This window comes from Bifidobacterium sp. B4142 (assembly GCF_026537325.1).
Lineage (GTDB): Bacteria > Actinomycetota > Actinomycetes > Actinomycetales > Bifidobacteriaceae > Bombiscardovia.
The window spans coordinates 41,437-64,509 of the sequence record NZ_JAFNMJ010000003.1 but is presented as its reverse complement, the minus strand read 5'-3'; the positions used below and the strand labels follow the sequence as shown (position 1 = coordinate 64,509).

At 62.2% G+C, this 23,073-nt stretch carries 16 protein-coding genes; 4 read left to right on the top strand and 12 right to left on the bottom strand.

The window, feature by feature from the left end; translation table 11 throughout:
- Positions 1-7: 7 nt before the first annotated feature.
- Positions 8-1,258 carry an ABC transporter substrate-binding protein gene (locus J3U06_RS06350; protein WP_267400403.1) on the bottom strand — a complete coding sequence of 417 codons (1,251 nt, stop codon included), beginning with the start codon at positions 1,256-1,258 and terminating at the stop codon, positions 8-10.
- Between the two features lie 185 nt (positions 1,259-1,443).
- On the opposite strand from J3U06_RS06350, the gene J3U06_RS06345 reads away from it, so the two are divergent.
- Complete coding sequence (locus J3U06_RS06345; RefSeq protein ID WP_267430816.1) at positions 1,444-2,478, top strand: LacI family DNA-binding transcriptional regulator; 1,035 nt, start codon at positions 1,444-1,446, stop codon at positions 2,476-2,478.
- 72 nt (positions 2,479-2,550) lie between these two features.
- On the opposite strand, the gene gndA is transcribed toward J3U06_RS06345, so the two are convergent.
- The 3 genes from gndA to J3U06_RS06330 form a co-directional block, all read right to left on the bottom strand.
- Positions 2,551-4,017, bottom strand: coding sequence for an NADP-dependent phosphogluconate dehydrogenase (gndA, locus tag J3U06_RS06340; RefSeq protein ID WP_267444656.1), 1,467 nt, complete (start codon positions 4,015-4,017; stop codon positions 2,551-2,553).
- 112 nt (positions 4,018-4,129) lie between these two features.
- The gene (locus J3U06_RS06335; protein WP_267430818.1) at positions 4,130-6,451 is read right to left on the bottom strand and encodes a KUP/HAK/KT family potassium transporter; all 2,322 of its coding nucleotides are present in this window, start codon (positions 6,449-6,451) and stop codon (positions 4,130-4,132) included.
- Between the two features lie 175 nt (positions 6,452-6,626).
- On the bottom strand, positions 6,627-7,583 hold the full coding sequence (locus tag J3U06_RS06330; RefSeq protein WP_267444655.1) for a TatD family hydrolase: 957 nt from the start codon (positions 7,581-7,583) through the stop codon (positions 6,627-6,629).
- Between the two features lie 176 nt (positions 7,584-7,759).
- On the opposite strand from J3U06_RS06330, the gene J3U06_RS06325 reads away from it, so the two are divergent.
- Together J3U06_RS06325 and J3U06_RS06320 are read left to right on the top strand one after the other, a co-directional pair.
- A complete protein-coding gene (locus J3U06_RS06325; RefSeq protein WP_267444654.1) occupies positions 7,760-8,824 on the top strand; it encodes a glycoside hydrolase family 43 protein in 1,065 nt (354 codons plus the stop codon).
- A gap of 199 nt (positions 8,825-9,023) precedes the next feature.
- Positions 9,024-9,479, top strand: a complete 456-nt coding sequence (locus tag J3U06_RS06320; protein ID WP_267444653.1) for a substrate-binding domain-containing protein — start codon at positions 9,024-9,026, stop codon at positions 9,477-9,479.
- On the opposite strand, the gene J3U06_RS06315 is transcribed toward J3U06_RS06320, so the two are convergent.
- The 8 genes from J3U06_RS06315 to J3U06_RS06280 form a co-directional block, all read right to left on the bottom strand.
- Positions 9,461-10,192, bottom strand: a complete 732-nt coding sequence (locus J3U06_RS06315; protein ID WP_267444652.1) for a hypothetical protein — start codon at positions 10,190-10,192, stop codon at positions 9,461-9,463. The two genes, J3U06_RS06320 and J3U06_RS06315, sit on opposite strands and share 19 nt — an antisense overlap.
- Positions 10,193-10,357: 165 nt before the next feature.
- Positions 10,358-11,239, bottom strand: a complete 882-nt coding sequence (locus J3U06_RS06310; protein ID WP_144178217.1) for a carbohydrate ABC transporter permease — start codon at positions 11,237-11,239, stop codon at positions 10,358-10,360.
- Positions 11,236-12,186 (bottom strand): carbohydrate ABC transporter permease, encoded by a 951-nt coding sequence (locus J3U06_RS06305; protein WP_220236740.1) that lies wholly within the window; start codon positions 12,184-12,186, stop codon positions 11,236-11,238. Before J3U06_RS06305 ends, J3U06_RS06310 begins: the two co-directional genes overlap by 4 nt.
- Positions 12,187-12,297: 111 nt before the next feature.
- Positions 12,298-13,617, bottom strand: a complete 1,320-nt coding sequence (locus J3U06_RS06300) for an ABC transporter substrate-binding protein (RefSeq protein ID WP_267444651.1) — start codon at positions 13,615-13,617, stop codon at positions 12,298-12,300.
- A 229-nt stretch (positions 13,618-13,846) separates the two neighbouring features.
- Positions 13,847-14,839 (bottom strand): family 43 glycosylhydrolase, encoded by a 993-nt coding sequence (locus J3U06_RS06295; protein WP_267444741.1) that lies wholly within the window; start codon positions 14,837-14,839, stop codon positions 13,847-13,849.
- 139 nt (positions 14,840-14,978) lie between these two features.
- Positions 14,979-17,813 carry a family 43 glycosylhydrolase gene (locus J3U06_RS06290; RefSeq protein ID WP_267444650.1) on the bottom strand — a complete coding sequence of 945 codons (2,835 nt, stop codon included), beginning with the start codon at positions 17,811-17,813 and terminating at the stop codon, positions 14,979-14,981.
- Positions 17,814-17,970: 157 nt separating this feature from the next.
- Positions 17,971-19,053: a LacI family DNA-binding transcriptional regulator gene (locus J3U06_RS06285; RefSeq protein ID WP_267444649.1), complete on the bottom strand. Its 1,083-nt coding sequence runs from the start codon at positions 19,051-19,053 to the stop codon at positions 17,971-17,973.
- The gene (locus tag J3U06_RS06280; RefSeq protein ID WP_267444648.1) at positions 19,050-21,275 is read right to left on the bottom strand and encodes a family 43 glycosylhydrolase; all 2,226 of its coding nucleotides are present in this window, start codon (positions 21,273-21,275) and stop codon (positions 19,050-19,052) included. The genes J3U06_RS06285 and J3U06_RS06280 overlap by 4 nt, the downstream gene beginning before the upstream one ends.
- Positions 21,276-21,487: 212 nt before the next feature.
- Here J3U06_RS06280 and J3U06_RS06275 point away from each other — a divergent pair, with 212 nt between their 5' ends.
- The gene (locus tag J3U06_RS06275) at positions 21,488-23,071 is read left to right on the top strand and encodes a glycoside hydrolase family 43 protein (protein WP_267430838.1); all 1,584 of its coding nucleotides are present in this window, start codon (positions 21,488-21,490) and stop codon (positions 23,069-23,071) included.
- Positions 23,072-23,073: the final 2 nt, after the last annotated feature.

Below are 23,073 nucleotides of genomic sequence, written 5' to 3'. Positions count from 1 at the left end.
CCCCTTCCTACTTGACCGAGGCCATCTTGTCGTCGATAGCCTTGGCCCACTGATCCAGATTGATGGACCCCTGGACCAGCTGCTGGGTCTCGGACTGGCGGACGGTGGTCAGCACGTCCGGCTTGGCATAGAAGTTCATGAGCAGGAAGTAGTGGCCCGGCTGCACGTTGGTCCGGTAGACCTGCTCATACTCGGGCTTGACCTTGGCCTTGAACCCCTGGACCGTGATGGCATCCCCGTTGTCGGCCGAACGCTGCAAGGCCCAGTGGCTGTCCATGAAGGTCAGGAACTTCTGGGCAGCCTTGAGCTTGTCGCCCTTGAGGCGGGAGTATATGGCGTAGGCGGGCGATGGCGACCCCTGTGCGTAGTTGACCGTGTTCCTCTCCATAAGCGGCATGGGGGCCATGCCATACTTGAGCCCAGCCTGGCCTATGGATGGCAGGTCCCAGGGGCCGGTGCAGATCATGGCCACCTGGCCGTTGATGAACTGGGTCTTCATATCGTCGCCGCTGATGCCGACCGTGTCACGGGTGACCAGGCCCTGGTCGTAGAGCTTCATCCAGGCCGCAACCGCCTCACGTTGGTCGCCGCCGGGCTTTTGAGGGCGGCGGTCGATCAGGCTGGTCACATCAACCTTGTCCCTGTCGAACTGCGAGCCCATGAAGGCATCGGGAATCCTGCTGGGGCCATCGGCGATGGTCTCCAGGAAGGGCGTGACCCCAGCGGCCTTGAGCTTCTTGCACAGCTGCAGGAAGCCATCCCAGGTCTCTGGGACCTCCTTGGCGCCCGCCTTGGCCAGAAGGTCCTTGTTGTAGACGATTCCTGAGGCCCAGGAGGACACGGACATGCCGTAGACCTTGCCCTGATGGCTGACGAAGTCCTTGTTGGCCTGAGAGATGTTGTGCATGAAGGGCTCGTTGGTCAGGTCGCGCACGTAGCCGTTCTTGATCAGGTCAGCCTTATTCTCGGAGGTGATGATGAACACATCCGGGGCCTGGTTACCGACCAGTCGGGTCTGCAGGGTCTGGATGTACTCAGGGGTAGGCGGCGAATAGCTGAAGTCCACCTTGATCCCTGGGTTCTGCTGCTCGAATTGGTCGATGTATGGCCTCATCACCTGTTCGTTGTTCCATGACAGGAAGGTCAGCGCAGTCTTGGACCCGTCAGCGCCGCCAGCCCCGCAGGCACCCATGGCCGACACCAACATGCCGACACCCAGCGCCGCAGCTATGCCCCTCCATGCTCGCTTCAGCTTCATGACTCCTCCTTGCAATCAATCCTCTGAACATCTCTCCGGGCTGTTCAACGTCGAGACCCGGGGATTGACACGATTCAACTCCAGTCACAACATGGTATATCACATTGATTGAATCGTGTCAACTATATTCTGATAAGGCCACCCACGTGCCTAGGATAATGGCTGAACCCCGGGAAAGGTGCGAGATGGTGACGATGAGCGATGTAGCCAAGGAGGCGCAGGTCTCTCGGGCCACTGCTTCCTATGCCCTTCGAGGCGATAAACGCATAGCGGATGACACCAGGCGCAGGGTCCTGCTTGCCGCCCACAAGCTCCGCTACTCAGCCAATCTGTCGGCCAGGAGCCTGCGCTCAGGCAAGAGCGGAATCATCGGCGTGGCCATCTTCGAGCTGGACAAGCCTTATCCCGCGCAGATGAGTGCAGCCATCTCCCGGCAGATCAACGCCCACGGTATGCAGGCCATCATTCAGCAGACCTCCAACTCCAAACAGGACGAGGTCTCCATTCTCCGGCATGTGACCAGCCAGCTCTGCGACGGCACCATCTTCAGTCCGGGCAGCATCACCAATGAGGAGATGCAGGAGCTGGCCGATGGCAAGCCTCTGGTGCTGCTGGACGACCCCTCAGCCGAGCCGGTCTTCGATTCGGTCATGACGGCCGGGTTCGAGGGAGCCGCCATGGCTGTGCAGCACCTGCTGGACTGCGGATGCCGACGAATAGGCGTGGTGGGTGCCGACATGACGGCCAGCACCGATCCGGTCCAACAGCACTCGGTCCACGGCCGCAGGGTGGCCGGCTGTCTGAAGGCTATGAAAGCCGCCGGAATCAAGGCCCGTCCCAAAGACTTCCTGCCCCTGGACCGCTGGGACGGAGAAATGGCGCGCGACCTGGGCCATCATCTGGCGGACACATCCGGCCAGCCCTTTGACGGCATCTTCTGTATGACCGACTCTCTGGCCTTAGGTCTGATTCGTGGACTGCACGAATGCGGCGTGGAGGTCCCCAGGGACCTGGCCGTCGTGGGATTCGACGGCATTCAGGAGGGAGAGTCCTACATACCCTCGCTGACCACTATCAGCACCGACAAGGACGACCTGGCCCGCAAGGCGGTGGATGCCCTGCTGACCCGTCTGCAGGGAAGCGATGAGAATCATCCCCCCACCCGGACGACCGCCGCCTGCCGGCTGGTGGTCCGGGAATCCACAGCCAAGATCCGCTGACAGGATGATAAAAAGGGGTCCGCGCTGCCGTCTCAGCGGCTGCTCGGACCCCTTGCGATTCTGGCGAGAAGCTCAGTCCTGCTTGATCTCGGACTTGTCCTCGGCCCAGAGGGTGTGGAAGGCACCTGGCTGATCCACACGCCCATAAGTGTGGGCCCCGAAGAGGTCACGCTGGCCCTGAATCAGGGCGGCAGGGAGCCTATCGGAACGCAGCCCGTCGTAATAGGACAGGGAGCTGGCGAAAACGGGGATGGGGATGCCGGCCTGGGTGGCACGGGCCACGACACGCCGCCAGGAATCCTGGGCCTGCTCGACCGCCTGCTTGAAGAAGGGATCGAAGAGCAGGGAACCCGGCTCACGTCCAGAGGCGTAAGCATCGGAGATCCGGTTCAGGAACTTGGCCCGAATGATGCAGCCGCCACGCCAGATGCGGGCGATGGCACCCATGTCCAGCTTCCAGCCGTAGACCTGGGCGCCCTCCTGCATCTCGTTGAACCCCTGGGCGTAGGCCACGATCTTGGAGGCGTAGAGGGCCTGACGGATGTCCTCAATGAAGGACTTGCGAGCCTCGGGATCGGCGGCCAGGTCGGCCATGACGGCCTTGGGCTGCGGCCCCTTCAGGCCCTCCTGGGCCGCTTGGCTGCGCAGCTCGGGCGAAGAGGACAGTCCCCGGGCGAAGACGGCCTCGCCAATGCCGGTCACGGGCACGGCAAGATCCAACGCGGTCTGCACGGTCCAGGTGCCGGTGCCCTTCATGCCAGCCTGGTCGGTGACGATGTCGATAAAGGGCTTGCCGGTGGCAGCATCGGTGTGATGGAGCACTTCAGCAGTGATCTGCACCAGGTAGGAGTTCAGATCCCCCTGGTTCCACTCTTCGAAGACCTGGGCGATGGCCTCGGGCTCCATGCCCAGGCCCCGGCGCATCAGGTCATAGGACTCGGCGATCACCTGCATGTCGGCGTACTCGATGCCGTTGTGGACCATCTTGACGAAGTGGCCCGCACCGTCGGTACCGATGTGGGTGACGCAGGGTTCCCTATCGACCTTGGCGGCGATGGACTCCAGGATGGGCCCCAGGGTCTTCCAGGACTCATCGGTCCCGCCGGGCATCATGGAGGGCCCTAGGAGGGCGCCCTGCTCGCCGCCCGAGACGCCGCAGCCCACGAAGTGCAGCCCACGGGCCCGGATGGCCTTCTCCCGGCGGATGGTGTCCTTGAAGTAAGCATTGCCGGCATCGACGATGATGTCACCAGGCCCCATCAGGTCGGCCAGGTCATTGATCATCTGGTCGGTGGGATCCCCGGCCTTGACCATGATGATGGCCGTACGGGGCTTGGTCAGCGAGGCCGCGAACTCCTGCAGGGTCTTGGCCGGAACGAACCGGCCCTCCTGGCCATGATCGTTGATCAGGGTCTCGGTGCGCGAATAGTGGCGGTTGTAGACCGCTACGGTATTGCCGTGCCGTGCCAGGTTCCTGGACAGGCTGGCACCCATGGCGGCCAGACCCACGACTCCGATATTGGCTTGAGCTTGTGTCATCACATCACCTTTCGACGGTAGCCCGGAAAGGCCGGGCACCAGGTTCCATGCCGTCAATTCTATGGCCCGGACTCGATTTGAGCCAGGCTCCCCGGGGTGAGATTCCACTCATTCAGCCCTTGTGGTGCTTGCCGCCCTTGATCTTGCGGGAGGGCAGGACCACGCGCGTCAGCTTGGGAACCGCCCTGGTGGAGACGAACAGGGGCTGCACCTCCACGATGGGGTTGTAGGGAGCCAGGCCGAACCACTTGATCGGCGAGCCCGCCACCTTGCGGATGGCGTACTTGACCTTCAGCGAGAAGGCACCGCGGGAGTCGATCTTGGACTCGGGCATCAGGGCCTTATGAACCAGCACATAGGTGACCGTGCCGATCTGCGGATCCTCGTCCACCTTGGGATAGATGGAAGGCTGCTTGGGTAGCTCGCCGCTGTCAATCAGCTCGTGCATGATCTGGTGCAGGTAGGTGGCCACATTCTGGTCCACCTTGAAGCCCAGCCTCATACGCACACGGAAGAGGTAGTTGGTGCCGAAGTTCTCCACCGAATACTTGCGGGTGTAGGGGGCGTCCGTGGTCTGGACCGAGACGGCCCACCAGGCGCGAGCCCGCTTGGGCCGGTTGGCGAAGATGGAGAAGAAGATGTCGGTGTCCAGCCGTCGCATCTCCGCATCCGAGGTCAGATAGACCAGGTTGTCTGCGTAGTAGGGAACGCGGAAGTCATTGTGGAGCATCTCCAGGGCGGGCAGACACTCCTTGGCCGTCATATGCCGCCGTTGCGAGCGCTCCACCTTGGTACCCACATCCCAGGTGTACATGATGTAGAGGATGGCCGCGGTCAGCAGCATGGTGAACCAGCCGCCGTGCATGAACTTGGCCATGGAGGCCATGAAGAAGAGGATCTGGATGGCCAGGAAGACCAAGGCGAAGAGCAGAGAGAACACGCGCTTGCCATCGTGCCAGATGTAGTCGGCCAGCAGGACGGTCGTGGTGATCATGGTCACCGTCAGGGCCAGTCCATAGGCGGCCGAGATGTGCTCGGAATCCTTGAAGATGGCCAGCACCGTCAGCGTGGCCGCGCACAGGACCCAGTTGATGGTAGGGATGTAGAGCTGGCCGCGAGTACGCGCCGGGTAGCGTACCTGCAGGTGGGGCATCCAGTTGAGGCCGGTGGCCTCCGAGACCATGGTGAAGGCGCCCGTGATCAGGGCCTGCGAAGCGATGACACCGGCCGTCACCGACAGAAGAACCGCCACGTAGCGCACGGTGGTGGGCATCATCTGGAAGAAGGGGTTGAGTCCGTCCACGCCCTGCAGGGCCTGATTGTCGGTGTTGCGCAGAATCCACGCCCCCTGGCCGAAGTAATTGAAGACCAAGGCGATGTTGATGAAGGGCCAGGTGGCGTAGATGTTGCCACGGCCCACGTGGCCCATGTCGGAGTAGAGGGCCTCGGCTCCCGTAGTCGACAGGAAAACCGTGCCCATGATGGTCAGGCCCACCGGGTTCTGCGGGCTGAAGAGGAAGCGAATCCCGTAGACCGGGTTCAGGGCCTCGAAGATGGACCAGTCGTTGCCGATGCAGTAGATGCCGATCAGGGCCAGGAAGGCGAACCAGACCATGACCACGCTGCCGAAGACCTTGCCGATCCGCTCGGTTCCGCGCGATTGGACGGCAAACAGGATCAGGATGATCACGAAAGTGATGACCATGGTCAGGTTCCCGTTTTCACGGAAGATCGGAGTCAGGATGGGGATGGTCTTAAGGCCTTCGACTGCCGAGGAGATGGAGACCGCAGGAGTCAGCACCGAATCAGCCAGGAAGGCTGCACCACCGACCATGGCCGGAATGGCCAGCCATTTGCCGTAGTGCCGAACCAGGGTGTACAGGGCGAAGATGCCGCCCTCGCCCTTGTTGTCGATGCGCATGGCCACCAGGACGTATTTGACCGTGGTGATCAGCGTGATGGACCAGAAGACCAAGGAGAGCATACCCAGCACGGCCGGCCTGTCCACACGGGCCATGCCGCCCTGGCCGGCCACGAAGGCCTGCATAGTGTACAGGGGCGAGGTGCCGATGTCGCCGTATACCACGCCCAGGGCCACGATGCACATGCCCAGGCTGATTCTGTCTGGCGAGGACTGCACCCGCCGCCACCAGCGGCCCAGAGGACCCTTCGGCGGGATGCGGCGACGCTGGGCCGCCCGTTGGGCCTCGCGCCGAACCCGCTTGAGCTCGTTCTCCTCCTCCCGGGTGCGGGACTTGGCCGAGATCTTGGGAGCCTTGGTGAAGCTCTCCTGAGGAAGTATCGATTCTTTCGTCGGCCGACCTTTACGGCGGGCCGTCGTCGGCTTCGCCGCTTTTTCACCGGATAACCGGGGTGGTTCGTCAGCGCCCCTGCCATCATCCTGAGCCGCCAACTCATGCCGCTCATCCGCCATAGAGCCCTCCATCGGCCAATGCCTTCACTCATCTACTTCCGGGTGCCGTATGTTGCTGTTCGCGCACACGTGCGACGACAACCGTAGCACTCTCCCCCCACACTCTGCAGGGACGATTCAGACCGCGACACACCATTAGCTTAGTCCCGGTCCGGCACCGTCCATCGGACACCCCTCACAGCCCGTAAACCCGGCGCGTGGTGGCTGCCGTCGCTTTGGCCACCTGAGCCAGGGGGCAGTCCAAGGCATCGGCCATGGCACGCAGGGTGTAGGGAATCATGTATGGGGAGTTAGTGCGCCCCCGGTAGGGCATGGGACTCAGATAGGGCGCATCGGTCTCCACCATGATGTGGTCCATGCCGACCACAGACAGGGCCTGGCGGATTCCCTCGTTGCCCTTGTAGGAGACTGTCCCCGAGAAACTCAAATACCAGTCATGCTCGGCAGCGACCTGAGCCATCTTCGCATCCCCCGAATAAGAGTGGAAAATCGTGCGCTCGGGAGCGCCGTCCTCCAGCAGGGTCTCGACGACCTGGCGGTGAGCGTCGCGGTCGTGGATCTGCACAGGCAGGTCCAGCTCCTTGGCCAGGGCGATGTGTTCGCGGAAGGCCTGGCGTTGGATTTCTTCGGCCCCCTGTCCTGTTCGGAAGAGGTCCATGCCCGTCTCCCCGATGGCCACCACCTGGTCGGGATATGCGCGAGCCAGACGGGCGACCTCCTCAAGCGCCTGCTCGAAAGAAACCTCATGCCAGGGCTGATATTGCAGTGGCAGTCCATCCGGCCCCGGCACCCCTCGATGGCCGTGCAGGACGGCCTCATTGGGATGGATGGCCAGGGCCGCGTGAACCACCCCGGGATGGGCCAGGGCCAGGTCCACAGCCGTCTGCAGATGGGGCAGCTCGCAGCCTACGTCGATGGCCCCGACCACGCCCACAGCCCGGGCCCTTTCCAGCTGCTGGTCGACCGTGCGAACGGGGACCGGATTTCGCCCGCGCTCCCTGGCCTGCCGATCCATCTCCTGGGCGAAGGGGACCACGGAGGCCATGTGGGTATGATCGTCGATGACTTCAATGCCTTCGGGCAGCGGCTCGGGGTCGGGAGCCCAGCTGCGGTCGCGATGATGCCTGCTCATGGTCCACAGTCTAGGAACCCGTGCGGCCCAAACCGCGACCCGCCCGGACGACCGGCTCTGCCAAAAGGAAGGGCGGCAGCTAGAATCGCCCATGACGGCCCTGGAACGGCCGGAACGAAGGGGCGAAGAAGCGCCCGCCGCCGCGGTACCGTTGCCGTAAGCAGGAAAGGTGGAACATGTCTACGGATTGGCAACCCTCGTTCGAGGCGACCAGCGCCTACCTCTTCGTCCACTTCACCGGACACGAACAGGCCGAGACGGACGAGCAGCTCTACTTCGCCCTCAGCCGGGACGGTCTGCACTGGCATGACCTGCGGGCCCAGGGAGACCCGGTGCTGACCTGGAGCGAGGGCGAGGGCGGCGTGCGCGACCCCTATGTCGTCCGGGGACCAGACGGCCTTTTCCACATCATCGCCACCGATCTGTCCGTCTTCCACAGGGGCGGCTGGCAGGAGGGCCGGGCCACTGTGGACGGATCCACCGGCCTGGTCATCTGGGATTCGCCTGACCTGGCCCACTGGGGCAGGCCGCGCCTGGTGAATGTGGCCTCAGCCATTCCCAAGGCCGGCATGGCCTGGGCGCCGGAGGCCTGCTGGGATGCCGACAGGGAGCAATGGATAGTCTTCTGGTCCACGGCTGCAGCCGACAGCGCCAAAGACCCGGCTGCGGCCGACCTTGCCAACGAGCTGGGCAATGGCATCAACATGTACTACGCCATCAGCACTGACCTGATCACCTTCTCCCGCCCGGTCAAGTGGATCGACCGCAGCAACGGGATCATCGACACAACCATGCTCAAGGCGCCCGACGGCTGGTGGTACCGGGCCTCCAAGGATGATCAAATCACCTTGGAACGCACCCTCAACCCCTATGCGGCCACCCATGAGCTGGTGCGCACGGACGATGACCAGGCCTGGTCCTACCTGTCCAACCTGACCGACATCTTTGGCCAGGGACGCTACTCCTCACGCTATTTGGAGGGCCCTGAGCTCTTCCTCTACAACGATGCCGATGCCGCTGGGCCTGACGGACGGGCCATGCCTTTCGGCCTGGTTTGCGACCAGTTTGCCGAGGGCCGGGGCTATCTGCCCTTCCGCTCGGCCGAACTGTCCTCCAGAGAACCTCAGGACTGGACCGTGGTCAACGACATGGATTTCGGCCGACTGACCAAGCGCCATGGCTCCATCATGCCCATCACCGAGAGCGAGTATCGGATTTTGAAGCGGACTCTGACCCGCTGACTCGCTTCTCAGCAGGTTCGAGCACGCGTAGGCCCATACCTATCAGCAATGCCCACATGAGCGTGACGACAATTCCTCTCCGTCCACATGCAGGTACATGACATAGATCCCGATGACCGGCGGCGCAACGCGGGGCCGCTCCACTACTCCACCAAGGTATCACACGTGCCCTGCGCTCGGGTCGGTCCGGCATCTTTACATGATCGTGCCGAACCTGGAGAACGGCTACTACGCCAGGAATCTGAAGTTGCTTATCCTGATCAGCCGGTATGACAATACCAATGAGCTCCGCCAGATCCAGGAACTGCACTCCTACAAGTTTGACAGGCTCTTCGTATGTTCCAGCCACAACAGCGCCCTAACAATCCAACAGATGGCCAAGGATGTCGCAATCACCGGCTTCGAGGGGATTGAACCGGGAGCCTACTCCGTCCCCACCCTGACCACCGTGGCAGTGGATTTCACTGAGATGGCGCGGATGGCCATCTCCATGATGCTGGATCATGTGGGTCAGCAGGAAGGTCAGGAAGATCCGGACCGAACCCCTCGCAGAGTGATCGTGGGCTACCATCTGCTGGAGCGGGAATCCACCCTGGGAATCCATGCTGCAGACACGGTTCAAAGGGACTCGGGAACTCAGCCGAAATCCATATAGTCGACGCAGGCCCGGACGTAGGTTATGGTGTCGGCTACGTTGTTCAACCCCAGGATGGCGTGATCAGGCATGCCGGGCACCTGCCTCCAACGCGATGAGCGGGAAGGATCCAGTCCCATGGCATGGGACGGATTCGATACCTGCCGTCCCTTGGAGTCCACCAGAACGCCTTGGCTGGCTACCCGCCGCAGGTCACCGCCCTTCAATCCTTGCGAGGGCTTAGCCACCAGCCCGCGCTTACACAGAGCCGGAAAGAGGCCCGTCGGGGCGATCACCATGTTGATCTGTCCTGCAGTGACCCGGGTCATGGCCTTGGCCGAATCATCGTAGCCCTGGCCATTCAGCGTCAGGGTCGCCTCCATGTCCACCAGCCGCCCATCCTTGATTCCCCGGTCGCGCATGAATCCCTGTTTGATGCGGTCAAACCCCTCCTCATGGGCGCTCATGTTGAAGCCCTGAACTGAAAGAAGCGGGTCCGGCAGCCTGGTCAGTCTGGTGACGACCAGGCCGACCAGCAGGGCCAGTACCAGACCGGCGGCCAGAATACCAGGAAGAAAGTGCTGGGCGAGGTATGGCCAACGCTCATTCGGCGACAAGTGCCTGAAGATGGTCCACTTGGACTGTCCGGCGTGGGGATCCTCCGATGCCAGAACCCCCAAGGCATCCTGCTGGTCGGAGCTCAGCCCATATTGATCGCCCTGACGCTCATCCATGCCTGACCTCCCCGTCCGCGACGCTCACCAGCCCAGTCTAGATCCAGAACGAACAAGGGGCCGACGGGGGGTTGGTCATCCCCCGTCAGCCCCTTGGACACCAGGCGCAGTGGCCCACCCCTCAAAGGGCCCTGGGCCCGGTGCCGATAATGGTGGCCTCGTCGATCACTTGATACCGGTCATGGCGATGCCCTGCACGAAGCTCTTCTGGATGAAGAAGAAGATGATCAGCAAGGGCAGTGCCGAGATCAGGGCGCCTGCCATGACCACGCCATAGGGCGTGACCGAGGAGCCATGGCCGGTCAGCATGGCCAGACCGGCGGTGATGGTCCTTGTCTCCGGGCGGCTGGTCATGATCAATGGCCAGAGCAGGTCGTTCCAGTTGCCCATGAAGTTGAACATGGTCACTACCAGCACCGAGGACTTGGCGTTGGGCAGGATAATCTGCCAGAAGATGCGGAACTCGCCGGCACCATCGATGCGAGCCGCGTTGTCCAGATCTTTGGGCAGGGAGATGAAGAACTGCCGCATCAGGAAGATGCCGCCCACATCAGCCAGCCTGGGGATGATGATGCCCCAGTAAGAGTTGACCAGACCCATGCTTGCCAGCAGCTTGTAGACCGGGATCAGCAGGGCCATGCCAGGGATCATCATGGTGGCGATCAGGATTCCCAGCAGGAAGCCGCGCCCCTTGAAGTCGATCCTAGAGAGCCCGTAGGCGGCCAGGGAGTCGAAGAAGACCGAGAAGACCGTCACAGCACCGGCGAAAATCACTGTGTTCATCAGCTGCTTGCCGATGGGCATCCGCTGGAAGAGCGAGGTGTAGTTGTCCAGGGTGAATGAGGAGGGAATCACCTTGGGCGGCCATGTCTGGGTCAGCTTGTTGGGCGTAAAGGAGGTGATCAGCACGATCAGCAAGGGGAAGATGATGATCACCGTCATCAGGATCAGCAGGAAGTAGGTCAGGACCCTGGCCACCATGTGTCGGGCATGGGCCCTCCTGAGCAGCTTATCGTGCTCGATTGCGGTAGGAGTCGACTGGCTCATCCGATTTCCTCCTTCTCATGCTTGTTGTTCCAGACCAGCTGGATAACGCCGATGATCAGCGTCATGATCAGCAGGACATAGGACAGGGCCGACGCATAGCCCATCTTGCCGTTGCCGAAGGCCTCGGTGTAGATGCGGTAGACGATGGTCTCCGTGGCGCGGTCGGGGCCTCCGGATGTCAGGATGAAGACCTGGTCGAAGACCTGGAAGGATCCGATCAGTCCGAAGATGACCACGTAGTTAAAGGTGGGCATCAGCCCTGGCAGGGTGATGTGCAGGAAGCGCTGCCAGGCGTTGGCTCCATCCAGGGAGGCCGCCTCGTACAGGTCCGGGTTGATCCCCTGCAGGCCGGCCAGGAAGATGACCATGAAATAGCCGAAGTTCTTCCATACGGTGATGAAAATGATGGTGGCCAGGGCCGTGGACTTGGTTCCCAGCAGATCCATGTGCTGGATGCCGAAGAGCACCTTGCCCCAGTAGGGTATGAGACCCAGTGATGGCGAGAGAAGGAAGCTCCAGGCGATGGAGGCCACAGTCAGCGAGATGATGTAGGGCATGAACAGGCAGGTGCGGAAGAAGCCGACCCCCTTGATGTCCTTGCGGTTGAGCAACAGGGCGAAAGCCAGGGCCACGATGACCACCAACGGCGCGTAGACGACCGCGTAGATGACCGTGTTGCGGAAGTCGGTCCAGAAGTCCGCGTTGGTGAAAAGCTCGACGTAGTTGTGCAGACCGACGAAGATGCCCTTACGGTTGATGCGGTCGGTAGTCAGCGAGGTGAAGAAGGTCTTGATGGTCGGGTAAAAGACGAAGACCGACAGGACGATCAGGGCCGGGGCTATGAAGCTAAGCCCGATCCGGATATTGCGCCTGGAAAGGGTCTTCTTGTTGTCCTTGATGACCTCGTCGGCGCCCTGCGCGGGTGGGATCCCAGTGGTAGTGGACATAGGTACTCCAAAGTGCCGCCCGGACGCCGGGCCCGGGCGACGGTCAGCCATGAGGGACCGGCCGACGGCGCTGCAGGCCGCCAGGCCGGCTCCTCAGGGGCGGATGTTCAATCAGTCCTCAGCCTTGTACTCATCCAGATACTTCTGGATTTTGTTGGAGGCTTTGGATAGCGAGGCGGAAATGTCATCGTCAGTGCGGGCGGTGTTCTGGGTCACCGAATCCAGGGTGGACGAGATATCCGCGAAGCCGCCCTTGAGGCCGGCAATGCCGATGTAGGAGTTGTCCGTATTCTCGGAGACCTTGGCGATCAGGGGGCGCTTGGAAAGCTCGTCGGTGGTCACGGTCTTGTTGTTGGGCGGATAGGCGGAGCCCAGCGACCACATGACCTGGTTGTCATGGTTGTTGTAGTACTTGAAGAAGGCGTAGATGCCCTTCTTCTTGGCCTCGTCCTTGACCTGCGAGGTGACCCACCAATACAGACCGGTGGAACCGGTGTTGGAGCCCTTCTTGCCGTCGGGGTAGACATAGGTGCCGTCTCCGTTGGGCACGGGGAACAGATCGTGCTTGATGCCCTTGTCGGTGGCTGCCTGGTCCTCCCAGGGGCCGACGATGACCATGGCCGACTGGCCGGACTCGAAGGACTCGCGTGCAGCGGTGTCATCCATGCCGGTCTTGGAGTAACCACCCTTGTAGAACTCGCGCATCTTCTGCAGGAAGGCCTTGTTCTGCTCGGAGTTGATGGTGACCTTGCCCTTGGTGCTGTACAGGCCGGTGCCGTTGCCCTTCATGAAGGCCGCCCATCCCGAGTCGGACAGGGCCATGCCGTACTGGGAACCGTCACCCTTGGTCAACTTCTTGGCCACATCCAGGAGCTGGTCCCAAGTCTTGGGATAATCCTGCTCGGTCAGGCCGGCAGCCTTCCACATATCGGTGTTGTACCAGACGGTGGTGGGCGCATAGCCCATGGGAACCGCGCACTGCTGCTTCTTGCCGTCGATGGTGAACTCGGTCTGCTTGGTCACGTTGGGCAGGTAGTTCTTGGTCTCGTTGGAGGGATCGTCATAGAAGTCCTGCACGCACTGGAAGGTGCCGTCTATGGACCAGCCCTGGCCGTTGTCGGCGCCGGTGGTGACGAAGTCCGGGCCGTCGCCCGAGGTGACCTTGGTGACCATGGTCTCGCCGATAGTGCTCCAGGGCTGCAGCTGGGCGTCGATGTGGTACTTCTTCTGGGACTTGTTAAAGTTCTCGACGATCTTCTTCAGAGTCTTGCCATCGGCCTCGGAGAATCCGTGCCACATGACGATGTTGGTAACGCCGTCCTTGCCCTTGGCATCCTTGCCACCACTGCCGGAACCGCAGGCCGAGAGCCCCACGGTGCTGAGCGTGGCGAGCGCGATCGCGGCTACCGCAGCCTTTCTGATTGCCTTCATTGTCTCTGTCCTTTCGACATCAAGCAACGGTTACAAAGGAACCGATGACGGCCGAAACAACCATGTCCTGCCCATCTGGTCCAATGGCTTGCATCGCCTGGTCACGCTCCCAGATACGTGAACGTAGCCCACGCCTTTGTAAACCGACATCTTTCTAACGTTGCAAATGATATACTACTCTCTTCTCCAACGATGTACAAGCGTGTCGGGCATAGCCCGGTTATGCCGCTCAATGGCTGCCATCGGGAGGCAGGATCTGGCGGCTCGTCGGGGTCCACCGATCATCAGGCAGCGGTAGTCCGAAGTCTGGTCCATGGTCGGTCCAAGTGACCAGCCCAACCCTGGCATGGCGGTTGGGATCGAAGAGGGGATCACCCTCGATATGTGTGTAGTTGCGAGCATGATAGATCATCAGGTCCTGGCTGCCATCCTCGCTGACTGTGAAGCAGTTGTGGCCGGGCCCATACTGATGGTTCTCCTCAGCCGTTTTGAAGACGGGGTGATCGCTCTTGGTCCAGCTGGCAGGATCCAGCAGGTCGGCATCCTCACAGGCGGTCAGCATGCCCACCGCGTAAGGGACCCCGGTGCCCGAGGCCGAGTAGGTCAGGTAGATCATGCCCTGGTGAAGCATGACAGCCGGGCCCTCGTTGACCTTGAAATCAATGCATTCCCAGTCGTATTCGGGCTTTGAGAGCAGGACAGGATCAGTGGCCAGGGTCCAGGGATTGGCCATGCGGGCGATGTAGAGATTGGAATTGCCCTCTATGGCTGGATCCTTCTGGGCCCAAATCAGGTACTGGCTGCCCCCGATCACCGCTGTGGTGGCATCCAGGGAGAAGGAGTCGATCGGGGTGTGGATTTGCCCCTTCTCGATCCACTCGTCATCCATGGGGTCTTTGCCGGTATTCTCCAGCACATACATGCGATGGGTGGGCAGATCGGCGGAGCCGAAGTCCTCCTCGGCAGCCGCGAAGTAGATATACCAAGCCCCACTGATCCGGTGGAGTTCGGGCGCCCATATATACCTGCTCATGGGGCCGGACTCGTGCTTGTGCCAGATGGTGCGCTCAGGGGCGGCCTGCAGGTCGTCCAGCCTGGCGGCGGCGCGCAGGATGATTCTGTCGTAGGCCGGGTAGGAGGCGGTGAAATAGTAGAGGTTCCTATGCCTGATGACCCAGGGATCGGCCCGCTGGAGTACCAGGGGATTGTGGTATGCGCTCATCATGTGTTCCTATCACGAAGACGGAGGTACTGGTCTATATGACCAATATACAACGTTGAATATCAGCGAGCTGCCCACCCTCCGCCGGGCGCTCGAATTCGAAGGCGGAGGGCGGCTTGGGCAGTGGGCCCGGTCGGGTTCAGCCTTGGGCTCGGCGAATGGCAGTGAACACCAGTGCGCCCAGACCCAAGACAAGGGCCGCGGATGCGGCTGCGACGGGAGCCGACAGGGCCGATCCGGCCGAGGGAAGACGACCAGCCTTGCCTTCCTTGCCGGACCGACCTGCAGGTGCACGAGTGGAGTCCGCGGCGGGAACAGTCGCATGACCGCTATCGCCATCGGCCTCCTCTTGAACCTTGGGACCGGCCAGGGGACGCGAGCCCCAGATGGCCGCGGCACCTGCTGCCTGGGAGACATCGGCACCGGCATCGGTGAAGACATCGCCGCCCAATCCTGAGAAGAAGACGACCGGATGGCCCTGCTCATCAAGCTGTCGGCCCAGCCTGGCCCGATAGACGCCGTGCAACAGAGTGCCCGGATCCGCCGAGTCCACCTTGATGGTCAGATCGCCACCAGTCGCCGTCCAAGAGCCCTGCACCTGGCCGCCCAGCCGACCGCCAGCCAGCAGGCTCACTGACACGGACCGGTAGATTGCCGGGCTGAGCAGGCCGGATCCCGCATAGTAACGGACCGGATCATGGACCACCACCTGGTAGTCGCCGACCACCTGGCTGGAGGAGACCCTGCCCACCGGATTCCGGTATTCGAAGGGCGTCATGACCAGCCATCCGTCAGGGGTCTGGACCATCTGCTTGACCCGGACCTGATGTTCCTCCAAGTTGCCCGCAGCGCGCACGAAGCGAGTATGGTAAACGTTAAAGACGCGATCCTCGTCAATCAACAGCGCATTGCCTCCCTGGGAGGTCAGCACCTGGTCCTGTCCAGGCTGGGCGAAGGAGGAGTCGATCCGCAGACCCCGGTTGGCATCCAGATCGTTCATTGCACGCCCATAGACGGCCGGCTTGCCGTTCTGGTCCATGTAGGGGCCGGTAATGGAACGGGAGCGGAATTCACGCATCTGGTAGCCCCCGGTCTGCCCGAGTCCGCCGTAAGAAAGCATCAGATACCACCAGTCACCCTGACGGACCAGGGCGGTGCCTTCGCCTGAGTTGCCGAAGCCTCCGGCGAGTTTGTGCCCGTAGTAGGCGTCGGACTGGTTGGCCTGGGTGGGGTAGGTGGTGGAGTAGTCGCGCAGGCCGGTCTTGGGGTCCAGCCGGATCATCCAGATGCCGCCGAACCAGGAGCCGAAGCTCATCCACAGGCCCCCCTGCCCGTCATCCTTGACACAGGCGTCAATCGCATTGATGCCCGTATCCGTGAGGCTGGCATAACGCGACAAATCGGCATTGGGGCCCAGCACCTTGGGAACGTCAGTAGCCTCCACGTTGGACTTCTGGAAGCCGGAGTAGACCACTGGGCCCACCAGGCTCCAGTCCCCCTCGATGTCGTCGGCCGTCAGCAGGACGATGACCGACTTCTGGAAGGGGAACCCTCCCCCGTTCAGGCTCAGGTACATGCACCACTTCTTCATGGTGGCGTTGTAGTAGACCTCGGGCGCCCACATGTTGCCGGTCACGTCCGGGTTGGAGGACTGCTTGGGCCATGCCTTCCAGATAGGATCCAGAATGCGCTGGTAATCCCGGCTCAGATTGTTGGTGAATGGCTCCCAATGCTTGAGGTCGGTGCTGCGGGCCCAGGCCCGATGCGAGCCGAAGACATAGTAGCGCCCTCCGGCCTTGACCACGGAAGGGTCATGCACAGAGACGCGCGAGTAGGCGTTCTGACCGTCCTTGGATGTACCCCTGACAATAAGCCGGTAGTCCTGCTGGATGGCTTTAGCGTCTCGGGAGGACCTCGAGGCCTTGCTCGCTTGCAGCCGGGCCGTCAGCGTGATTGGGACATCCCGCTTGCCGGGGACCACATGGGCCCTCCCGGTGGCAGCATTGACACTGACTGTTCCAGGCGCAGAAGAGGTCCACCCCACCGAGGCGACAGTAGTTGAGACCGGCAGGTTGAAATCACCGTCTACGGCTGCGGGAACCGCCAGTGATGCGGCCTGCTGGTTGATCAGATCTCCAAGGTCCTCCCAGGGCAGGGTGGCGACGATCTGGTCGGCATTCAGGGCCTGCGGATAGACGGCAAATGACTGCACTGCGCCATGGAAGAGGGCGTCGCCTATGCCGGGGTATCGGGACTGGCCGATTACGTTGTGGTGGTGGTCTCCAAAGGCGGCGGGATTGACCGTGGCCTTGCCCTCAGCCACCTGCAAACCGTTGATATAGAGCCGAACCATGTTGTTCTTGCCGTCGATGGTGGCGGTCAACGTGGAGAAGCGGTCATTGGGCAGGTTCTTGGATGCCGGCAGATATGTCTCGCCTTGGCCGTTGGCCTTGGAAGTGATGGAGGTGTACAGGGAGGTATGGGTGGAGGCGGTCCAGGAGCCGACAGCCTGCTGGCCGGTCCCCCCTAGCGACCAGAGATAGGTCCAGGGGCCTGAGGCGTTGAACCGGTCGTTGCGCACGCGGATGGACACCGTGGCGCTGGCGTGTCCGCTCAGTATGTCATCGGGAAGCTTGACATAAGTGGATCCATCGAACAGGAGCGCATCGTCGTTCTTGGCCGCCCCTGTCGGCCGGCCATTGGCATCCAGGATGCGGGCCGGGCCAAAGGATGAGCCTGTGACAGTATTGTTTGCCTCCTTGGCTCCTGCGGCAAGGGCTGAAAAATCGTAGCCGAGCAGGGGCTGCGGCTGACTGGCGGACATCCTGGTTGTAGCGCTGCCATCTGCTGGGGACTGATCAGCCCAGGCTGGAGACGCGACTGTGCCGCCCGCCAGTATCATGCCCACGAGGGCCGCCGCTGCAACCCCTCCTCGGCTCCGTCGTCCTGCGTCTGATGACGATTGATGACGCATGTTCACACCTTTCCGCATCGGCATCGGAGCGGCCGCGCTCCGACCGGCAGGCCTCCATGGCCCGCCGGTGCCGCATCAAATCATTTGAGAACGTCTTCAGTATATTATAACGTTAGAAATTCAGAAATCCAAGACACCCGAAAAAGCACATCAGCGATCAGACGGCGATCTCGTTTCCGGGTAGGGCACGGGTTGAATTGCGGACCACCAGCGAGGAGGATACCTTGCGGAAGACGTGCTCGCCCTCTTTGGTGTTCAGCGGCTGGACCCCATTGATCCTGTCCTTGAGAACACGGACCGAGAGCCTGGCCACGGCCTTGAGCCCGGGCGAGATACTGGTCAACGAGGGCGACAGATACTGGGAATCATCGGAATTGTCGAAACCGATTACCGAGATGTCGTCCGGCACCGACATGCCATGCATTTGTATGGAATGCAGAACCCCTGCCGCCAGCATGTCGTTCAGGGCCACCACCCCGTCGGGGACAATGCCCTGGTCCAGCAGGGCATTCATGGCGTTGACCCCGTCGATGCGATGCCACATGCGCGATGGGGCCACCAACCGGGGATCGTAGTCCAGGCAGGCCTCCTCAAGACCCTGTCTGTACCCTTCCAAGCGAAGAGCAGCCGAACCAAGCTTCTCGCCGGGATGGGTGCCGATGACCGCCACCCGACGGCAACCAGTGTTAATCAGATAGGCGGTGGCGTGCTTGGCGCCCTCCACGTTCTCCGTGGCCACATGATCAAACTGATCGCTGAAGATCCGCTCCCCCACAACCACCAGAGGATAGTCCACCCGCAGCTGGTCCAGATCGTCCATGCCCAGCTCCAGCGGGCTGTAGATGAGGCCGTCGATCATGGATCGCTGGGAGCCGTGCAGAGCCTCGATTTCACCCTCGCGCGAGTAGAGGGTGGGCTCCACCAGAACCCGCATGCCCAGCTTCTTGGCCTCCTCGATGACCAAGGAGGAGAGCTGAGCGAAGTAAGGCATTGCCAGATCAGGTATGGCCAAAGAGATCATCCCCGTGAAGCCCAGCCGCAGGTTTCTGGCCGGCACATTGACCCGGTAGCCCAGCTCCTCTATGGCCTTGTTGACCTTGCCTCTAGTAGCCTTGGAGACGAATTCATAGTCATTGACCACATTGGAGACGGTCTTGACCGACACTCCTGCGGCCTGGGCCACATCCTTCATAGTCGGGGTGGAACCACGTCCTGTGCCGGGGGAATCGGCTAAACTCATAAGACCCTAACCTCCAAGGTTACCGTGGCACGGGTGGGGTCGAGCTCCTCATCCGTTTGCATATCCAATACGGGCATCCCCTCAGCGGACCAATGTACCCGTCGTACCTGACTGTCGCGGCCAAGGTAGCGGTCCTGGTCATGCTCGGCATTGTGGAAAACGTAGATCATGGTGCCGTCTTCGTCCTGGGACCACATACCGTGGCCGGTGCCCAGCTGCCAATGGCCATTGTACTTCCCGGACTTCTGCAATGGGTAGTCCAGCTTCTTCCACACGCCGGGATCGCATAGATCGGCCCCAACACCGGCCGGCGCGGTCACCAGTCCGGTGGTGTAGTCGATGCCCACCAGGGAGCCGGAATAAATTAGGAAGATCAGGCCGTCGTGGATCACGGCATTGGGCCCCTCAGCAATCATGTTGTCCCAGGCGAACTCGGGGACGATGATCTGGCGTGGCGTGCTGGTCAGACGGTCGGGGCGGGCAGGGTCGAAGGCGGCGATCCAGACCGAGCCCAGCTGCTGCCAGGCGTAATACCAGCGGCCGGTATCGTGCAGGACCGTCATGTCCAGGCTGATGCGCTGGATGGGGTTGAGAGGGGTGCCTTCGGCCCGCAGAATGGGTCGGGGGCTGTCCCAGTTCCCAGGCTGGCGAGGGTCCAGATCCCGGCCCTGGTCGTCGCGGCGCAGCTGCATGATATGGCAGCAGCCCGTCCACATGTCCGGCTTCCCGGCCCGATCGTTGGCGGTCCCGTCAGGGTTGGTCCGCGGACCATCGAAGCAAGGCATGAAGAGGATGGAGAGCCTGCCTCCGATCAGATGGATCTCCGGGGCCCAGAAACAGCCGGTCATGACTCGGCCTTCGCTGTTGCGATCGCCCCTGCGCAGCAGGTCCACCTCCTTTTCATGACCGCCGGCCTGATCGCTCAGGCCTTCGATGGTGTCAGCGACCCGTAGAGGCATGTGCGTATGCCCGTTCAAGGGGTCGACGCAATTGCCATCCGCATCCTCGGTGGCGATGAACATGAACAGGCGCCGGCCCCTCCAGGACCAGCGGAAAATGGAGGGATCGGCACGTTGCCGAGCGAAGGGGACCGGGTAAGCCGTCTGCCGGACCCGTCCGCCTATCAGCCTGGTCTCTCCATGATTCAGACGACCCAGGGCCAGGTCACTGGCCAGACGATCCAATTGGCTCTGATCCCAGTCCACCCCGCGCAAGGCGGCAGACCCATCGCTGTAGAGGAGCCGTGCCTGGGCCTGCCGGGCCGACTCCAGACCGTCGCCTCGGAACACCTGAACCGGATCCACTTTCACGCCGGTGTTATAGATGCGGCCGAACCGTTCCAGCAGGCCACGCTCGCAATCGGCGCGGATCAGCACCACATTGCCGGCCAGAATGCCCTTCATGCCGCAGTCCTCCTCCAGGGCGCGCCGCCGGTCCATGGACAGGGGGTCGCCCTGGACCAGAGAATCGTCATCCTCCAGGATCTTCATGTCGGCCACCATGCCCATCCGCGTCGGGTCGTCCACCATGGCCGTGCACAGCCGCCCGCGGTCGTCGTCCCAGTAAAGCCGGCAGCCCTGGCCATCGTCCAGAAGCCGCGCCCTGGGCCGGTGGACCCCATGAGCGCCCAGGATATGGACCTGTGGCAGCCGTCGGTAGGTCAGCAGGTCCGGCGAAAGAGCCGTCAGGAAGGAGTCGGCCTGGGAGCCGTCCGACTGGCCGCCCCTGGCCACCCTGGTGGCCAGAATGACGAAGGCGCCGTCCCTCAGGGGCAGCAGGAAGGGGTCGATCAGGCTCTTGAGGACCAGATCCTGCCCTGGGACCACCGCCAGTTCCTGGGCCGCCTGGGATGCCTGGCCATCGTCGACATTGTCGTCGCCATCAGCATCAGCATTGGACCCTTCGCCTTGATGAGCGTCCAGTCCAGGGTTGTGCCCGCCCTCTTGCGGTGCTGCCTCGCCTGGCAGGGCGGCCCCGGCCGTGCAGGCCCCACGGGCACTATCCGGCACAGACTTGGTGGGCACAGCAGCAGCGAAGAAGATGCCGTAGCCGCCGTTCAGGGGCTCCCAACGGCCGGTCGCCCGCGATCGCAGGGCCAGGTGCATGCTCAGAGCGACATCTTCGTTGTTGGCCTCCTGCCGATCAGTGGGACGCCGGGTGTAGCACATGAGCGCAACCCCATCCCCAGATTCTCGTCCACCGTCCAGAACATCCTCACCCATGACGATTCCTTCCATCCGGCTTGCCGGCTTCAACGCCGACGACTATCGTTTCTAACGATAGAAATTATACATGGAGATCAGTCCACGACGCCTGATGACCGCATGGATGAGGCCGGGCTGTTTGCTCATCCGAACCGACTTCGCAAGGTCGGCCATGCGCCGCGGGTCGTCATCGATGTCGATCGGGCTGCCTTCACGGAAAGCGAGGAACCATGAGAAGACCCAAACGCATCGGACGGGCCATCAAGGCCCTGACTGCCCTGACGGCGGGTCTGGCGGTGCTGCTGACAGGGGCACTGGGCGCCTGCTCGAACCAGCAGCCGTCAGCCAGCGGCACAAAAGCCGCCGCCACCCAGGAACCCAAGCGCGTCTCGGTCCACGACCCCTCCCTGGTTCGCTCCGGCAAGAGCTACTACGTCTTCGGCTCGCACCGGGCCTATGCCCGCAGCACAGATCTGGTCAACTGGACCCCATTCACCAACAACCTGAGCCGCGATTACAAGAAGATCTTTGCCCAGATCTGGAAGGACTGGCCCAAGCAGTCCTCCAACCCGGACGTGACCGGCAACATGTGGGCGCCTGACGTCTACTACAACGCCACCATGAAGAAGTGGTGCATGTACCTGAGCCTGAACGGGGCCGAGCATCGTTCGGTCATCGTCCTGCTGACCGCCGACCGGGTGGACGGCGACTGGACTTATGCAGGACCAGTGGTCTACTCCGGCTTCACACGGGCCAATTACATGCACACCGACGTTCCCAAGGTGCTGGGCCCGGACCCGAAGCTGGACCGCTATCAGTCCTACACGGATACGGGCATCAATGCGATTGACGCCTGTGTCAAGGATGACGGGCAGGGGGGCCTGTGGATGAGCTTCGGCTCCTGGTTCGGCGGCATCTGGATGATCCGGCTGGACCCCAAGACCGGCCTGCGCGACTATTCCACCACCTACCCCACCCAGGCCAACCAGTCCGACGCTTACTACGGACATAAACTCGCCGGAGGCTTCGGCAACTCAGGCGAAGGATCGGCGCTGCTGCACACCAACGGCCACTGGTACCTCTTCCTCTCCTACGGCAAGCTGGTGCAGACCGGAGGCTACCAGATGCGGATGTTCCGCTCGGACTCCATCACCGGCCCCTATCTGGACCAGCAGGGCAACCCGGCCATCGCCACCAGCGGCGAGGCCGACAACTGGACCAGCGAGACAGGCATCCGCCTGATGGGCTCCTACCAGTGGAGCGGAGACAAGCAGGGCGACATCGAGGTCTCGCAGGGCGGGAACACGGCTCTGCACGACAAGGACGGCCGAGACTACGTGATCTATCACACCAGATTCTCCGACCGCAAGGAGGAGCATCAGATCCGCGTCCGGCAGCTGATGCCCACAGCAGACGGGTGGCTGGTGGCGGCCCCCTATGAGTATTTGGGCACCAAGGCCGGCGGCCCATACAGCGCCAAGGACGAGGCCGGCACCTATGAGCTGGTGGAGCATGATCCGACCATCTTCTTCAAGGGACCGCGCAAGGTGACCGACACTCACAGCACCCAATACCGGGGCGTGGTCAAGGCTGTGGACATCCGTCTGGAGCCCGGCGGCCAGGTGACCGGAGCACGCCAGGGCCACTGGCAGGTCGACGACCGGGGACGGCTGTCCATGGACCTCAAGGAGAAGGACGGGACCGTGAGCTACCAGGGGGTCTTCGCCCGGCTGCCCAGGGACAAGGATCACCGCATGGTCATGACCTTCAGCGCCCTGGGCAACAACGTCTGCATCTGGGGCTCCAAGCGCTGATC

Bases quoted from the DNA above. Each gene is read 5' to 3' on its own strand.
- J3U06_RS06350 (WP_267400403.1), bottom strand. From the start codon at position 1,258: ATGAAGCTGAAGCGAGCATGGAGGGGCATAGCTGCGGCGCTGGGTGTC.
- J3U06_RS06345 (WP_267430816.1), top strand. From the start codon at position 1,444: ATGGTGACGATGAGCGATGTAGCCAAGGAGGCGCAGGTCTCTCGGGCC.
- gndA (WP_267444656.1), bottom strand. From the start codon at position 4,017: ATGACACAAGCTCAAGCCAATATCGGAGTCGTGGGTCTGGCCGCCATG.
- J3U06_RS06335 (WP_267430818.1), bottom strand. From the start codon at position 6,451: ATGGCGGATGAGCGGCATGAGTTGGCGGCTCAGGATGATGGCAGGGGC.
- J3U06_RS06330 (WP_267444655.1), bottom strand. From the start codon at position 7,583: ATGAGCAGGCATCATCGCGACCGCAGCTGGGCTCCCGACCCCGAGCCG.
- J3U06_RS06325 (WP_267444654.1), top strand. From the start codon at position 7,760: ATGTCTACGGATTGGCAACCCTCGTTCGAGGCGACCAGCGCCTACCTC.
- J3U06_RS06320 (WP_267444653.1), top strand. From the start codon at position 9,024: ATGATCGTGCCGAACCTGGAGAACGGCTACTACGCCAGGAATCTGAAG.
- J3U06_RS06315 (WP_267444652.1), bottom strand. From the start codon at position 10,192: ATGGATGAGCGTCAGGGCGATCAATATGGGCTGAGCTCCGACCAGCAG.
- J3U06_RS06310 (WP_144178217.1), bottom strand. From the start codon at position 11,239: ATGAGCCAGTCGACTCCTACCGCAATCGAGCACGATAAGCTGCTCAGG.
- J3U06_RS06305 (WP_220236740.1), bottom strand. From the start codon at position 12,186: ATGTCCACTACCACTGGGATCCCACCCGCGCAGGGCGCCGACGAGGTC.
- J3U06_RS06300 (WP_267444651.1), bottom strand. From the start codon at position 13,617: ATGAAGGCAATCAGAAAGGCTGCGGTAGCCGCGATCGCGCTCGCCACG.
- J3U06_RS06295 (WP_267444741.1), bottom strand. From the start codon at position 14,839: ATGAGCGCATACCACAATCCCCTGGTACTCCAGCGGGCCGATCCCTGG.
- J3U06_RS06290 (WP_267444650.1), bottom strand. From the start codon at position 17,813: ATGCGTCATCAATCGTCATCAGACGCAGGACGACGGAGCCGAGGAGGG.
- J3U06_RS06285 (WP_267444649.1), bottom strand. From the start codon at position 19,053: ATGAGTTTAGCCGATTCCCCCGGCACAGGACGTGGTTCCACCCCGACT.
- J3U06_RS06280 (WP_267444648.1), bottom strand. From the start codon at position 21,275: ATGGGTGAGGATGTTCTGGACGGTGGACGAGAATCTGGGGATGGGGTT.
- J3U06_RS06275 (WP_267430838.1), top strand. From the start codon at position 21,488: ATGAGAAGACCCAAACGCATCGGACGGGCCATCAAGGCCCTGACTGCC.